13 protein-coding genes are annotated in these 14,116 nt (G+C 59.6%); 4 read left to right on the plus strand and 9 right to left on the minus strand.

The window, feature by feature from the left end; translation table 11 throughout:
- Positions 1-6: 6 nt before the first annotated feature.
- The 9 genes from ACR0AM_RS09555 to coxB all read right to left on the minus strand — a co-directional run bounded on the left by ACR0AM_RS09555 (position 7) and on the right by coxB (position 7,590).
- Positions 7-591: a GNAT family N-acetyltransferase gene (locus ACR0AM_RS09555; protein ID WP_209505614.1), complete on the minus strand. Its 585-nt coding sequence runs from the start codon at positions 589-591 to the stop codon at positions 7-9.
- Complete coding sequence (locus tag ACR0AM_RS09560; protein ID WP_480622756.1) at positions 591-1,853, minus strand: M16 family metallopeptidase; 1,263 nt, start codon at positions 1,851-1,853, stop codon at positions 591-593. The genes ACR0AM_RS09555 and ACR0AM_RS09560 overlap by 1 nt, the downstream gene beginning before the upstream one ends.
- Positions 1,850-3,238: a threonine synthase gene (gene thrC / locus ACR0AM_RS09565; protein WP_480622757.1), complete on the minus strand. Its 1,389-nt coding sequence runs from the start codon at positions 3,236-3,238 to the stop codon at positions 1,850-1,852. Before thrC ends, ACR0AM_RS09560 begins: the two co-directional genes overlap by 4 nt.
- The gene (locus tag ACR0AM_RS09570; RefSeq protein WP_480622758.1) at positions 3,235-3,912 is read right to left on the minus strand and encodes an SURF1 family protein; all 678 of its coding nucleotides are present in this window, start codon (positions 3,910-3,912) and stop codon (positions 3,235-3,237) included. The genes thrC and ACR0AM_RS09570 overlap by 4 nt, the downstream gene beginning before the upstream one ends.
- A 156-nt stretch (positions 3,913-4,068) precedes the next feature.
- Positions 4,069-4,884, minus strand: coding sequence for a cytochrome c oxidase subunit 3 (locus tag ACR0AM_RS09575; protein WP_209505605.1), 816 nt, complete (start codon positions 4,882-4,884; stop codon positions 4,069-4,071).
- Positions 4,885-4,906: 22 nt separating this feature from the next.
- Positions 4,907-5,482 (minus strand): cytochrome c oxidase assembly protein, encoded by a 576-nt coding sequence (locus tag ACR0AM_RS09580; RefSeq protein WP_480484379.1) that lies wholly within the window; start codon positions 5,480-5,482, stop codon positions 4,907-4,909.
- Complete coding sequence (locus ACR0AM_RS09585; protein ID WP_480473695.1) at positions 5,482-5,643, minus strand: hypothetical protein; 162 nt, start codon at positions 5,641-5,643, stop codon at positions 5,482-5,484. Before ACR0AM_RS09585 ends, ACR0AM_RS09580 begins: the two co-directional genes overlap by 1 nt.
- Positions 5,640-6,590 (minus strand): heme o synthase, encoded by a 951-nt coding sequence (gene cyoE, locus ACR0AM_RS09590; protein WP_480518862.1) that lies wholly within the window; start codon positions 6,588-6,590, stop codon positions 5,640-5,642. Before cyoE ends, ACR0AM_RS09585 begins: the two co-directional genes overlap by 4 nt.
- An 88-nt stretch (positions 6,591-6,678) precedes the next feature.
- Positions 6,679-7,590 (minus strand): cytochrome c oxidase subunit II, encoded by a 912-nt coding sequence (gene coxB / locus ACR0AM_RS09595; RefSeq protein WP_480473697.1) that lies wholly within the window; start codon positions 7,588-7,590, stop codon positions 6,679-6,681.
- 176 nt (positions 7,591-7,766) lie between these two features.
- Here coxB and tldD point away from each other — a divergent pair, with 176 nt between their 5' ends.
- The 4 genes from tldD (at position 7,767) to ACR0AM_RS09615 (ending at position 14,014) form a co-directional block, all read left to right on the plus strand.
- A complete protein-coding gene (tldD, locus tag ACR0AM_RS09600) occupies positions 7,767-9,188 on the plus strand; it encodes a metalloprotease TldD (protein ID WP_480507763.1) in 1,422 nt (473 codons plus the stop codon).
- Between the two features lie 239 nt (positions 9,189-9,427).
- A complete protein-coding gene (gene dprA, locus ACR0AM_RS09605; protein ID WP_480622759.1) occupies positions 9,428-10,555 on the plus strand; it encodes a DNA-processing protein DprA in 1,128 nt (375 codons plus the stop codon).
- A gap of 180 nt (positions 10,556-10,735) precedes the next feature.
- Complete coding sequence (topA, locus tag ACR0AM_RS09610) at positions 10,736-13,363, plus strand: type I DNA topoisomerase (protein WP_480622760.1); 2,628 nt, start codon at positions 10,736-10,738, stop codon at positions 13,361-13,363.
- A 123-nt stretch (positions 13,364-13,486) separates the two neighbouring features.
- Positions 13,487-14,014, plus strand: coding sequence for a superoxide dismutase family protein (locus ACR0AM_RS09615; RefSeq protein WP_480554473.1), 528 nt, complete (start codon positions 13,487-13,489; stop codon positions 14,012-14,014).
- The last annotated feature ends 102 nt before the right edge of the window (positions 14,015-14,116 follow it).

Consider the following 14,116-nt stretch of genomic DNA (forward strand, 5'->3'; position numbering starts at 1 on the left):
GCCCCCCTAGCCCGCGTCCGTCTTGCCACGCCGGTCGGACCGCAGGCTGGCATAGAGAACATGCGTCCGCCATCGCCCGTTGATCTGTAGATAAGACTGCGCCACGCCTTCATATTTGAAGCCCGAGCTTTCCAGCAAACCGCGCGACGCCCGGTTTTCCGGCAGACACGCGGCTTCGATCCGGCTCAGATCCAGACGGGTAAAGGCGTGATGCACCATCGCGCCGATCGCTTCGCGCATGTATCCCTGACGGGCAAAGGATTCACCGGTCCAGTAACCCAGGGTTCCGGCCTGCGCAGGGCCGCGCCGAATATTGTCCAGCGTGATCGCCCCGACCAACACATTGTCTTCACGGCGAAACAGGAACAGCGGGATTGCTGTACCACTCGCGACCGAGCGCTGAGCCCAGTAGACCCGATTGGTAAAAGATTTGCGGCTCAGGTGATCCTTGGCCCAGATCGGCTCCCACGGGGTCAGGTAACCTTTCGAGGCGCGCCGCAACGCTGCCCAATCATTGAAATCGGAATGTACAGGCGGGCGCAAGCTGAGCCGCGCGGTCTCGAGTTTCAGCTTGCGTCTGCCCAACAGCATCACGCTGCACGCCTCTCCTGCAAGTCCGCCAATGTCGGTGCGTCTGCGACCGGTCCGTAAAGCGCCAGCGCCGCCGGGGCCTGAACAGCCATGGTTTCGGCAAAGGCGCGCACGTCTTCGGTGCTGACCGCATCGATCTTGGCGACCGTGTCTTCCAGCGAAGGTACCCGTCCCCAGATCTGCACCAGCCGCGCCAGACGCTCAGCCCGATTCGACGGGCTTTCCAGCCCCATCAGCATCCCGGCCTTCATCTGGGCGCGGGCACGGGCGACCTCTTCGGGGCTCATGTCCTCGGCGGCGCGCTTCATCTCATCGATCGTGATCGTCGCCAGCTCGGCCACCTGATTGGCCGAAGTTCCGGCATAGATCGTGGTTGTTCCGGTATCGGCATAGGCACCGGTCTGCGCAAAGATCGTGTAGCACAGCCCACGTGTTTCACGCACTTCCTGAAACAGGCGCGAAGACATGCCACCGCCCAATGCGGTCGAATAGATCTGCGCCGTATAGATCGCATCGTCGCGATAGCCGGAGCTTTCCAGCGCCAGAGCGAAATGTGCCTGTTCCAGCTCTTTTACCTGCCGGGCTTCGCCACCGGTAAAGCGTGCAACCTCGGGGATCAGACCCTTACGGGATTGCAGATGGCCAAACATCTCTTCGGCCAGTTTCATCAGCATGTCGTGATCCACAGCACCTGCTGCCGACAGGATCATCTGCTCGGGGCCATAATGTTCGGTCACAAAGCCCGACAGGTCCTCGCGCGAAAAGGCACTCACTCGCTCCGTCGGCCCCAGAATGGTGCGGCCCAGGGGCTGGTCGTGATAGCTCTGCTCTTGCAGCCAGTCAAAGATCACATCGTCCGGCGTGTCATGGGCCTGACCGATTTCCTGAAGGATCACACCCCGCTCGACCTCGATCTCGCGCGGATCGAAAACCGGGTTCAGAACGATGTCGCCGATGACATCCATCGCCAGCGCTACGTCGTCCTTCAGAACGCGTGCATAATACGCCGTCACCTCGCGCGAGGTATAGGCGTTGATATAGCCGCCCACATCCTCGATCGCCTCGGCAATCTGCAAGGCCGAACGGCGCTCAGTTCCCTTGAACGCCATATGCTCAAGGAAATGCGCGATGCCGTTCTGCTCGATCCGCTCATGCCGCCCACCGGCGGTTACCCAGATGCCGATGGCCGCTGATTGCAGCCCCGGCATGTGCTCACTGACGATACGAAACCCGTTCTTCAGTTGGTCTTGTCTGACAGTCACTCAGCGATGTGCCTTTTTATATGATCCTCAAGGGCAACCAGATCATTGGCGATGCGGGTCACCCGTTCCGGACGTTCATACAGATCAGACATGCGGGAGGGAAGAGGCGGATGTTCGCCACTCGCCTTCTCGACCGCGGCCGGGAATTTCGCCGGGTGCGCGGTGGCCAGCGTGATCATCGGAACGTCTGCCGCGCGGTGCTCTTCGGCAACCTTGATGCCCACGGCGGTGTGCGGGCAGACCAGTTCGGCACTGTGCGCCAGCGTGGATTTGATCGTGGCCAACGTTTCCTCTTCGGACACACGGCCCGAATCGAAATTCTCACGCAGCGCTTCCATCGCACCCTGGCTGATATTGAAACCACCCTTTTTCAGCTCATCCATCAATTGTGCGACGGCCCCGCCATCTTCGCCATAGGCATAATAGAGCGCGCGTTCGAAATTCGAGCTGACCTGAATATCCATCGACGGGCTGATCGAAGGGATGGTTTCACCCTTGAAATACCCCTCGCCTGTCAGGCAGCGATGCAGAATGTCGTTCTGGTTGGTCGCCACCACAAGGCGGTCAATCGGCAGCCCCATACGCTTGGCCAGATAACCCGCGAAGATGTCACCAAAGTTGCCGGTTGGCACCGTGAAGCTGACCTTGCGATGCGGCGCGCCAAGGCTGACGGCAGCCGAGAAGTAATAGACGATCTGCGCCAAGACGCGGGCAAAGTTGATCGAGTTCACACCCGCCAGTTTCACTCCATCGCGGAAGTCGAAATCGTTGAACATGTCTTTCAGCGCGGCCTGGCAATCGTCGAAATCGCCATCCACGGCCAGAGCATGTACATTGCTGTCCGCAGGCGTGGTCATCTGGCGGCGCTGCACCTCGGACACGCGGCCATGCGGGAACAGGATGAACACATCCACCGCGTCCAGCCCGCGGAACGCCTCGATCGCTGCTGAACCGGTATCCCCGCTGGTCGCGCCGACGATGGTCACACGGTCACCACGGCGTTTCAGCGCCACCTGAAACAACTGGCCGATCAGCTGCATGGCAAAGTCCTTGAAGGCCAGTGTGGGGCCGTGAAACAGTTCCAGCAGGAAGTGGTTCTCGTTCAGTTGCTTCAATGGCGCGCGGGCATCGTGGCCGAAACCTTCATAAGCGCGGGCGATGATCGCCTTGAACTCAGCCTCGGCGAATGAGCCGCTGACATAGGGCCACATCACGCGGAACGCGATTTCTTCATAGGGTAATCCGGCCAGCGCCGCGATCTCGTCCTGCGACATCACCGGGATTTCGGCGGGCAGATACAGGCCACCGTCGCGGGCAAGCCCGGTCAACATTGCCTCTTCAAACGTCAGTTCGGGCGCCTGCCCTCGGGTCGAGATATATTTCATGTCGCGTCACTTTCAGAATTGGCACGGCTGCGCCACAGGAAGTACCCAGTCATCGCGGCCCAGACCAGAGCCAGACCAAACCAGGTGATTGCATATTGCAGGTGATCGTTTGGTATGCCCGCCGTGTCCACCGGCAGCGGTGTCACATTCGGATCGGTTCGCGAACGGGCGATCAGCAGAACAGGCTCCGCGCCCAGTGCAGCCGCAAGCGCGGGCACATCGCGGGCGAACCAGATATTGGCAGCGACATCAGGTGCGGGCGTGTAATTGTCAACCTCGTCCGGCCAGTGCAGATTGCCGGTGATCTCCATCTGCCCGTTGCGCCGCCCGGTCTGTTTGGCCGTGGTCGGGATGAAACCCCGGTCAATCAGAATGGTCCGGTCCCCGGTATTGAACGGCTGAATGATGCGGTACCCCGCACCGACCTGTTTGAGCGATACAAGAACTTGGATCTCCGCAGGCTCCATCTCGCCCGACACCGTTACCGGCAGGTATTTGTCTTGATCCACTGAAACCTGCAGCGGCAGGGAAACCGGCGCAGCCGAGATCCGATCTTCGATCTCGGCCAGAACGTCCTGCTTCCACGCCAGGCGCTGCACCTGCCAGATGCCCAGCGACAGCAGCACGCCCAAACCGGCGAGGCCGAAGATCAGCAGAAACAGGATACGGCGCATGTCAGGACCAAACTTCTTTTCAGGAACCGGCGTCTTGTTAAGGGGCGTGCGGGCTGAATTGCAACCACGCAATTGTATGGGGCGCAATCTTGCGCCCCGCATAGAGAAAAAGCCGCCCCTTGGGGCGGCTTTTGCAATTGATCGGCCTGACCGGCGCTACATCAGCGGAGCCTGGCCCCAGATGTAGACGGCAAAGAACAGGAACAGCCAGACAACGTCGACGAAGTGCCAGTACCAAGCCGCAGCTTCGAACCCGACGTGTTTTTCCGGGGTGAAGTCACCCTTCAGCGCGCGGATCAGGCAGACGGTCAGGAAGATCGTCCCGATGATCACATGTGCGCCGTGGAAACCCGTTGCCATGAAGAAGTTGGAATAGAACTGGTCGCCGCCGAATTCCCAGCCTTCATGCTTGAGCAGTTCGGCGTATTCATAGCCCTGCAAGAAGGTAAAGGCGATGCCCAGCACGATGCCAATGGCCAGACCATTGATCAGCGCCTTGCGGTCGTTGTCATGCACCAGTGCATGGTGCGCCCAGGTGATCGCACAGCCGGACAGCAACAGGACCAGAGTGTTGATCAGCGGCAGGTGGAACGGGTCAACCGCATGAATATCCGGCTGGATGTATTCGGTGCCTGCATAGTCGTACATCGGGTACATGCGATGTTTGAAGAACGACCAGAACCAGGCGAAAAAGAACATCACCTCGGACATGACGAACAGGATGAAGCCGTAACGCAGACCGATGCGGACAACAGGCGTGTGATCGCCCTGACGGCTTTCTGCGACCACATCCGACCACCAGGCGAACATCGTATAAAGCACTGCTGCCAGACCGGCCCAGAACATGAAGGGCGTGATGCCTTGCATCCAGAGAACGGCTCCGAACAGCATGACAAAGCCGCCGACGGCGCCGATCAAAGGCCAGATCGACGGGGCCAGAATGTGATAATCGTGGTTTTTAGCGTGTGCCATCAGCGTCCCTCACCTACAGGCGTTAGTTCGTGTTTGTATCTGCCTGCGCATCGAGGGCGGCATAGCCCTCGGGCAGGTCAATTTCGTAGAATGTATACGACAGCGTGATCGTATGAACATACTTGGCTTCAAGATCCTCGACCATTTCCGGGTCGACGAAGAACGTCACTGGCATCTCAACGCGTTCGCCAGGTTGCAGCACCTGCTCTTCAAAGCAGAAACAGGCAATCTTCTGGAAATACCCACCCGCAGAATAGGGGGCCACGTTGTAAGACGCCTGCCCGGCAATGGGGCGGTCTGTCGGGTTATAGGCCTCGTAAAAGGCGAGGCCGGTTTCGCCGATGCGCACATCCATCTCGCGCACGACCGGCTTGAACTCCCATTCCATATCCTTGGCCTTGGACGCGTCAAAGCGGATGGTAACGGTGCGATCCAGAATAGTATCGGGGGCAGTTTCGGCAACACCAGTGGTGCCGCCAAATCCGGTCACCCGGCAGAACCAGTTGTAAAACGGCACCGACGCCCAGGCGAGACTGCCCATCAGAACAACCACGCCGACGGTCTGGACAACCGTTTTCTGAGGACCGGACAACGCCATCAGTTCTGAACCTCTTGCGTCGCCCTGTTGAAATCAGTGCCCGAGACCTTGACGATGGTCAGGCCAAAGATAATCACGATAAAGGCAACCAGCGTCAGGCCCACACCCAGATTGCGGCTGAACCGGCGCTGATGCAGCTCGTGGTCTTTGCGAAGGCTCATGACCATCCCCCCAGACCATAGGGTTTTAGCAAGGCTTCGGCCAGAACGGCACCGAAATGCAGGAACAGATACAGCAGCGACAGCTTGAAGAAACCGCGTTCAACCTTGAAGTTATCGGCCTCGGAATCGTCCTCGGTCCGGCGCGAGATTTTCCACGCGCCCCGCAGGAACAGGATGTTCAGAACCAATGCAACGGTCAGATAGATCGGGCCGCCAATGCCCGAAAATGCAGTTCCGACGGCCAGCAGGGCCAGCAGTGCTGTATAGACTAGGATATGGACACGTGTCGCCCGGCGACCGTGGGTGACGGTCAGCATCGGCACGCCCGCGTCGTCATAGTCCGAGCGCATGAACAGGGCCAGCGCCCAGAAATGCGGCGGCGTCCACATGAAGGTCAGGGCAAACATCAGCCAAGGCTCGACCGACATCGATCCCGTGGCGGCCACCCAGCCAATCACCGGAGGGAACGCGCCAGCTGCGCCACCGATCACGATGTTCTGCGGCGTCGAACGCTTCAGCCACATCGTGTAGACGACAACATAGAAGAAGATGGTGAAGGCCAGAAACGCGCCTGCGAACCAGTTGGTCGCAAGGCCCAGCATGATCACCGACAGACCCGACAGAGCCAGACCAACGGCCAGCGCCTCGCCTTCCTCGACCTTGCCAGAAGGGATCGGGCGGGACTTGGTGCGCTTCATGACACGGTCGATATCCGCGTCCCACCACATGTTCAGCGCGCCTGATGCTCCGCCGCCGATAGCGATGAACAGGATGGCGCAAAAACCGACGAAGGGATGGACAGGAACAGGCGCCGCCAACAAACCGACCAATGCTGTGAACACGACCAGCGACATCACGCGCGGCTTCAGCAGGGCGAAGTAATCGCCAAAGCCGGCCTCGTCCGCCCGGGCGGTCACTGTGCTGGCATTGATGCTTGCGTCGGTCATTTCCGGTCCTTTTGGGGCGAAAACTGCGCGGATCGCCCGCGCAGTCTGAGTTTTGTGTCAGACGGGGTTCAACCCGCCCCTATCGCGCTCAGTTCGAGGCGACCTGATAGCTTTGCGGCAGGCCCGCGTATTCTTCGATCGCGCCCTGCAGCCATTCGTCATAGACTTCCTGGCTTACGACCTTGACGGTAATCGGCATATAGGCGTGGTCCTTGCCACACAGTTCCGAACACTGACCAAAATAGATGCCTTCCTTGTCGGCCTGAAACCACAGCTCGGCCAGACGTCCGGGCACACCGTCCTGCTTTACGCCAAAGGCCGGGATGGTCCACGAGTGGATCACGTCGGATGCAGTCACCTGCATCACGATGACCTTGCCGACCGGAACGACTACTGCGGTGTCCGTGGCCAGCAGCCATTCATCATCGCTGTAGCCTGCATCGATCAGCTTGGCGCGCATTGCGTCATCCAGAACAAACGGCGTTACATCCGCATCTGCGGGGCGTGCGCCCTCGTCCAGGGTCGCCGGATGGCCCAGCAGATAGCTGTCGAATGCGAAATCGTGATCAACATATTCGTAGGTCCAGTACCACTGGTTGCCGACGACTTTGATGGTGATGTCACCTTCCGGGATTTCCTGCTGTTTGAAAAGAACTGGCAACGAGAACGCGCCAATAAACACCAGAATCAAGATCGGACCCAGGGTCCAGGCGATTTCAACAGGGGTATAGTGCGAGAAACGTGCCGGGGTCGGATTTGCGCGCTGATTGTAGCGCACGATGCAATAGACCAGCAAAGCTGCAACCAGCAGACAGACCGCGGTGATGATCACAAGAATCATGCTGTCCAGCTTCTGGATTCCTGTGGCAAGGCTGGTGGCCGCGGGCTGAAAGCCCATGCCGCCGTCTACCGGCTTGCCGATAATCTCAAGCTCCTGAGCCATGGCGGGTAGGCTGGAGAGGGCTGTCATAAACCCTGAAAGCATCAAAGCATTCTTCATGTTCTGTCCTGATCGTTTGATCTTTGCGTCCCTGACGGAAAGGTGTGAATCGGTCGCACCTCTCCCGTTGTCTTTGGCCGCGTTAAAAACCATATTCCAGCGGGTAGATAAAGCAAAATGCTTGCGTCAAACAGACGCTATTTTTGATCTGGATCAAACCCGAAAGGTCGCTACCCATGCCTGAAGCCCCGTTTCGCCCCTTTGAGAGCGCCCTGCCGCAAGATGAAGCACTGGCCATATTGCGTTCGGCAACGGACGGGGCCGAGGATGGAGAGCTGTTTGTCGAGCGTCGGAAATCCGAATCTCTGGTGTTTGACGACGGGCGTCTTCGCACCGCGTCTTATGACGCATCCGAGGGGTTTGGTCTGCGCGCCGTTCAGGGCGAAGTGGCGGGGTACGCGCATTCGACTGATGTATCGATAGCCGCGCTGAAACGTGCTGCCGAGACCGCGCGACTGGCAGTTGGCGATGGAGGCGGAACGCTCGCCGAAGCCCCCCGGCCCACGAATACGCGCTTGTACACGGACGAAGACCCAATCGAATCTGCCGCCTTCCCGGTGAAAATCGAAACCCTGCGGGAGATTGACGCCTTTGCCCGCGACCTGGATCCGCGGGTGGTTCAGGTTAGCGCAATGATCGCAGCCGCCGTGCAGGAGGTGGAAATTCTGCGACCCGATGGTGTGATGGTGCGTGACGTGCGCCCCATGACGCGCGTGAATGTCTCGGTCATTGTTGAACAGGACGGGCGGCGCGAAAGCGGATCGGCCGGTGGCGGCGGGCGGGTTGGCCTAAGCGGGCTGATCGACCCGGCCGACTGGCAGGCCAAGGCGCGCGAAGCCCTGCGCATCGCGTTGGTCAATCTGGACGCGGTTCCCGCGCCTGCCGGCGTGATGGAGGTTGCACTTGGCCCCGGCTGGCCCGGTATTTTGCTGCACGAAGCCATCGGTCACGGGCTAGAGGGCGATTTCAACCGCAAGGGAAGCTCGGCCTTTGCCGGGCTGATGGGGCAACAGATTGCATCCAAGGGCGTGACCGTGGTGGATGACGGCACGATTGCCGACCGTCGCGGCTCGATCACTGTGGATGATGAGGGCACGCCCAGCTCACGCACCGTGCTGATCGAGGATGGCATCCTGACCGGCTATATGCAGGATCGACAAAACGCCCGGCTGATGGGCGTTGCGCCCACGGGCAACGGGCGGCGGCAAAGCTATGCGCACAAGCCAATGCCCCGCATGACAAATACGATCATGTTGGGAGGCGAAGCTGATCCGGCAGCATTGGTGGCAGATATTAAAGACGGCATCTGGGCGGTTGGATTCGGAGGCGGCCAGGTCGACATCACCAACGGCAAGTTCGTTTTCTCGTGTACCGAGGCGTATCGGGTCGAAAACGGCAAGATCGGAGCGCCTGTCAAAGGGGCCACGCTGATCGGCGACGGGCCTTCGGCGTTGAAACGTATCCGCGGCCTTGGCAATGATATGGCTTTGGATCCGGGTATGGGCACCTGCGGCAAGGACGGTCAATGGGTGCCCGTGGGTGTGGGCCAACCGACAGTGCTGATGGACGGGCTGACTGTCGGCGGGTCGGCAGCCTGAGTCGGAAGAGAAGCGCAACGGCAGGCGCAGGGTTAACCATACGCCACTTTGATTCGACAGCATTCCAACCGGCGCTATTAATTTGAGCGCCGGTTGGTAAATTTTCTTTTATTTACTTTCAGACACTTAACCGGTGCATTCCCCGAGAACTACGGATAAATCGCTGTTAATTATCTGCGATTCAGAGGCTGTTAACCCCCTGTCCCGTAAACCAGTTCTGCAATCAGGCGGAGCAACGGATGACCGAAGAGCAGCTTTCTTCCAATCACCCCCCACTCCCACCCACCACGGAAGAGGACCGGTTTTCGTGGCTTCGCCTGTTGCGCTCGCGCAAGGTCGGCCCGGCGACGTTTCATCGGCTGCTGCGCGAACATGGCTCGGCGCAGAACGCGCTGGCCGCGCTGCCTGAAATGGCACGCGCCGCCGGAATAGATGGGTATGAAACCTGTCCCCCCGGCGTGATCGAGGCGGAACTCAGGGCCGCAGAAGCCGCCAAAGCGCGGCTTTTGTGCCTTGGGTCCGCAGATTTCCCCGACGCGTTGAACGACCTATCCGATGCCCCGCCCTTGCTTTGGGCCATCGGGGATGTGTCGCTGTTGCAGAAACCGGCGATTGCGATGGTGGGCGCGCGCAACTGTTCCTCGCTGGGCGCACGGATGGCGCGTGGTCTGGCGCGCGCCTTGGGTGAAAAGGGACATGTGATTGTCTCGGGTCTGGCGCGCGGCATTGATACGTCGGCGCATATGGCGTCGCTGGACACCGGCACTGTTGCCGTCATGGCGGGCGGTGTCGATGTCATTTACCCGGCCGAGAACACGGAACTGGCGCATAAAATCGCGACCAAGGGACTGCGGCTGTCGGAACAGCCAATGGGCGTGACACCTCAGGCAAGGCATTTTCCACGCCGCAACCGGATCATCTCGGGCCTGGCCCAAGCTGTTGTGGTGGTCGAGGCCGCCGCGAAATCCGGCAGCCTGATCACAGCGCGTGACGCCCTGGATCAGGGGCGCGAGGTTCTGGCCGTGCCCGGCCATCCGTTCGACGCCCGCGCTGCCGGGTGCAACCTTTTGATTCGGGACGGTGCGACGCTGGTCCGTTCGGCAGACGACGTTGTCGAAGCCCTGCCGCAGCAAGGCGATCTGGTCTTTGCAAATCCCGAGCTGCCGCCCGCCATGCAGCCACGGCCTGCCGTACTGGACTTGCAGGCGCAAATCCTTGAGCGGTTGGGACCTTCCCCTATCGCCGAAGACCAGTTGCTGCGCGATATTGCGGCCTCGGCCGGGGATCTGGGGCCAGCGCTGGTCGACCTTGAACTGGACGGACGAATCCAGCGACAGCCGGGCGGGCTGTTGTCTCTGGCAGGCTGATTTGGACGGAAAACAAGATTGCCCAATCGAACGCTCTGCCTGCTATCAGGTGCGGGTATCACGCTGAAATCACGTCGCTTTTCCGCCTGCCAAAGGAACGCATTGACAATCCCCGCTTGCCCCACACATTTTGCACCACCATAAAAGGCGCCAAATTCGTCGAGCGAGGTTTCCCCTTAAATGCCCGTAGTTGTTGTAGAATCTCCGGCCAAAGCAAAAACAATCAATAAATATCTCGGCCCTGACTACACCGTTCTGGCCTCTTACGGCCATGTGCGGGACCTGCCGCCAAAGGACGGATCGGTCGATCCGGACCATGGATTTTCCATGACATGGGAAGTGGGCAATGACAGCCGCAAACATGTAAAGGCCATCGCCGACGCGCTGAAAGAAGACAACGCGCTGATCCTCGCCACTGACCCTGATCGTGAGGGCGAGGCGATCAGCTGGCATTTGCAGGAAGCCCTGACCAAGCGCCGCTCGATCAAGAAAGATACACCGGTCAGCCGGGTGACCTTCAACGCCATCACCAAAGAGGCGGTGACCGAGGCGATGAAGAACCCGCGCGACGTCGATATGCCCCTGGTCGAAGCGTATCTGGCACGCCGCGCCTTGGATTACCTTGTTGGCTTCAACCTGTCACCGGTTCTGTGGCGCAAACTGCCCGGTGCAAAATCCGCAGGTCGGGTGCAATCGGTCTGTCTGCGCCTGATCGTCGAGCGCGAGATGGAGATCGAAGCGTTCAAGCCGGTCGAGTATTGGTCGGTTCGGGCCCTGTTCGAGACACCGCGTGGTCAGACCTATGAGGCGCGGCTGGTCACGTTGGCGGGCAAGAAACTGGACAAGCACGATCTGGCCAACGCAACACAAGCCGAACTGGCGGTTCAGGCCGTCACCAGCCGCGCGCTGCGTGTGACTTCGGTCGAAGCCAAGCCCGCCGCGCGCAACCCAAGCGCGCCGTTCATGACCTCGACCCTGCAACAGGAGGCCAGCCGCAAATTCGGCATGGGCGCGCGCCATGCAATGCAGGTTGCGCAGCGCCTCTATGAGGCCGGATACATTACCTATATGCGAACCGACGGGATCGACATGGCCCCCGAGGCCGTGACGGCAACGCGCGACACCATCGCGGATCGATACGGTGCAGAGTATGTGCCGGACAGCCCGCGTATGTACAAAAACAAGGCCAAAAACGCGCAGGAAGCACACGAGTGTATCCGCCCCACGGATATGACGCGTGATGCCAAGGCGCTGAAGGTCACGGATGAAGATCAGCGCAAGCTTTATGATCTGATCTGGAAACGGACAATTGCCTGCCAGATGGCGGCAGCACGGTTGGAGCGCACCACGGTCGAGATTGGCAGTGACGACGGTCAGGTCGGTCTGCGTGCCACCGGTCAGGTGGTATTGTTCGACGGATTCATGCGCGTCTATGAGGAAGGCCGCGATGATGTCGCCGATGATGACGAAAAACGCCTGCCGCAGATCATGCAGGGCGACCCCGCGCGCTTCTCCAGAACTACGTTGCGCGATCAGTTTGCCAAGGCCACCAGCGAGTCGGACAAAGCCGCAATCATGGCAGAAAACGAAGCCGTTCTGGCGTTGCAGCATCACACGCAACCGCCGCCGCGCTATACCGAGGCCACTTTGGTCAAGCGGATGGAGGAGCTGGGGATCGGACGTCCGTCGACCTATGCCTCGATCGTGACCACGATTCAGGACCGCGAATATGTGCGCAAGGACAAGAACCGGCTGATCCCCGAGGAAAAGGGCCGGATCGTCACTATCTTTCTGCTGAATTTCTTCCGCCAGTATGTTGGCTACGAGTTCACCGCGAATCTGGAAGAGCAACTGGATGACGTCAGCGCCGGTGATCGTGACTACAAGGATCTGCTGGGCAAGTTCTGGCGTGATTTCTCAGCAGCGATTGGTGAAACATCCGAACTGCGCATCTCGGAAGTGCTGGACAAGCTGGACGAAGCATTGGCGCCACAGCTTTACCCCCCGCGTGAGGACGGGTCCGACCCGCGCATCTGCCCGAAATGCGGTTTGGGGCAATTGCACCTGAAAACCTCGCGCACTGGCGGGTTCGTGGGCTGCGGCAATTATCCGGAGTGCAACTATACACGGCCCATCGCCGGTGAAGGCGCGGAAGGCGACGAACAATTGCTGGGCGAAGACGCCGGGGATGAGATCTGGCTGAAATCCGGTCGCTTTGGGCCGTATGTCCAGCGAGGCGAACCCACGCCCGAGAACAAGAAGCCGCCGCGCGCCTCTCTTCCACGCGGCTGGAGCAAGGATGACATGGATCTGGACAAGGCGCTGACGCTTCTGTCCCTGCCCCGTCAGATCGGTGAACACCCCGAAGGCGGCATGATCACAGCGAACTTCGGGCGTTTTGGCCCCTATCTGATGCATCAGCTGGCCGATGAAGCCAAGCCGGTCTATGCCAATCTCAAAGACCCAAACGATGTGTTCGAAATCGGTATGAACCGCGCCGTTGAGCTTTTGGCCGAGAAACGGGCCAATCCCGGCGGACGCGGGCGCGCCGCGGCAAAAGCTTTGAAAGACCTGGGCGAGCATCCAGACGGCGGCGCGATGCAGGTTCTGGACGGACGGTACGGGCCATATGTAAAATGGGAAAAGGTCAACGCGACCATCCCGAAAGACATCAAGCCCGAAGAGCTGACGCAGGAAATGGCCATAGAACTGGTCAATGAGCGCGCATCCAAGAAAGGCACCAAAAAAAAGGCTGCACCCAAAAAGAAGGCAGCCGCGAAGAAGACAGCAAAGAAAGCGGCTGAATAATCCGGACGTTTGACCGGGACATGCCACCAAACGCGCGGGCCGGTTTCTGAATAAAGGAACCGGCCTGCGTGTTTATGGACTGACGCGATACAAGATTGCGTTGTTCAGTAAAGGAGTTGAGACATGTTCAGAACCGCCATTCTTGTTGCGGCGATAGGCGTTGCGGCTGCCACGCAGGGCCAGGCCGCGCATCACGTCAAATCTGCCACAGCCGAAATCATCAACGCGCAAGGCGACGTCATTGGTCAGGCGAAGGCAACGCAAGGGCCCAATGGTGTTCTGCTGCACGTACGCGTCACAGACCTGCCGCCGGGAAAACATGGGTTACACCTGCACAGCCACGGTGTCTGCGAGGCCGGTGAAGGGTTCAAGACGGCCCAAGGCCATGTTGGCAAAGTTGAAGGCGCACATGGGCTGCTGAACCCTGAGGGCCCCGAGCCCGGCGATCTGCCCAATCTATATGTGGGACAGGATGGTGTGGGCGAGATGGAGGCCTTTACAAACCTTGTTTCACTTGAGGGTGACGGGAGCGCATTGCTGGATGCGGACGGGTCAACTTTCATCATCCACGAAGCTGGCGACGATCACATTAGCCAACCCATTGGCGGTGCCGGGGGGCGCATCGCCTGCGGAATCCTGATCGCCGACTGACACTATTGTAAGCTGAACTACCGTAGAAATACCTGAACCTTCTGGTTTCATTGACTTCCCCATGACGTGGCGGCACAACCTGCCCATCACCATGTCATTGGG

Source organism: Ruegeria sp. AD9, assembly GCF_056542305.1.

Excerpts from the sequence above, each read along its gene's own strand:
- dprA (WP_480622759.1), top strand. The coding sequence starts at position 9,428 with ATGACCGAAGAGCAGCTTTCTTCCAATCACCCCCCACTCCCACCCACC.
- ACR0AM_RS09615 (WP_480554473.1), top strand. The coding sequence starts at position 13,487 with ATGTTCAGAACCGCCATTCTTGTTGCGGCGATAGGCGTTGCGGCTGCC.
- thrC (WP_480622757.1), bottom strand. The coding sequence starts at position 3,238 with ATGAAATATATCTCGACCCGAGGGCAGGCGCCCGAACTGACGTTTGAA.
- ACR0AM_RS09575 (WP_209505605.1), bottom strand. The coding sequence starts at position 4,884 with ATGGCACACGCTAAAAACCACGATTATCACATTCTGGCCCCGTCGATC.
- ACR0AM_RS09570 (WP_480622758.1), bottom strand. The coding sequence starts at position 3,912 with ATGCGCCGTATCCTGTTTCTGCTGATCTTCGGCCTCGCCGGTTTGGGC.
- ACR0AM_RS09580 (WP_480484379.1), bottom strand. The coding sequence starts at position 5,482 with ATGGCGTTGTCCGGTCCTCAGAAAACGGTTGTCCAGACCGTCGGCGTG.
- topA (WP_480622760.1), top strand. The coding sequence starts at position 10,736 with ATGCCCGTAGTTGTTGTAGAATCTCCGGCCAAAGCAAAAACAATCAAT.
- tldD (WP_480507763.1), top strand. The coding sequence starts at position 7,767 with ATGCCTGAAGCCCCGTTTCGCCCCTTTGAGAGCGCCCTGCCGCAAGAT.
- cyoE (WP_480518862.1), bottom strand. The coding sequence starts at position 6,590 with ATGACCGACGCAAGCATCAATGCCAGCACAGTGACCGCCCGGGCGGAC.
- ACR0AM_RS09555 (WP_209505614.1), bottom strand. The coding sequence starts at position 591 with ATGCTGTTGGGCAGACGCAAGCTGAAACTCGAGACCGCGCGGCTCAGC.
- coxB (WP_480473697.1), bottom strand. The coding sequence starts at position 7,590 with ATGAAGAATGCTTTGATGCTTTCAGGGTTTATGACAGCCCTCTCCAGC.
- ACR0AM_RS09585 (WP_480473695.1), bottom strand. The coding sequence starts at position 5,643 with ATGAGCCTTCGCAAAGACCACGAGCTGCATCAGCGCCGGTTCAGCCGC.